Below are 296 nucleotides of genomic sequence, written 5' to 3' on the forward strand. Positions count from 1 at the left end.
CTCGTCCACGCCTGTCACCGCCTGCCCGCCTGGGCGGACGCGGTGGCGGGACTGGCCAGGCTGCGCCGCCGCTTCGTCGTGACCACCTTGTCGAACGGCGGATTCGCGCTGCTGACGACACTGGTCAAGGCGGCGGGACTGCCCTTCGACTGCATCGTGTCGGCCGAGCTCGCCCGCGCCTACATGCCGGCGCCCCGCGCCTATCTCACCGCCGCCGAACTGCTCGACGTCGAGCCGGGGCAGGTCCTGCTGGTCGCCGCGCACCGGTGGGACATCGACGGCGCCCGCGACGCGGG

General features: G+C 74.0%; 1 protein-coding gene. It reads left to right on the plus strand.

Going from position 1 to position 296, the window contains the following annotated elements; all coding sequences use genetic code 11:
* The coding region (locus HT134_RS44415; protein WP_175606516.1) for an HAD-IA family hydrolase at positions 1-296 on the plus strand (296 nt) is incomplete at both ends.

Source organism: Nonomuraea rhodomycinica (assembly GCF_013363995.1).
Taxonomy (GTDB): Bacteria; Actinomycetota; Actinomycetes; order Streptosporangiales; family Streptosporangiaceae; genus Nonomuraea; species Nonomuraea rhodomycinica.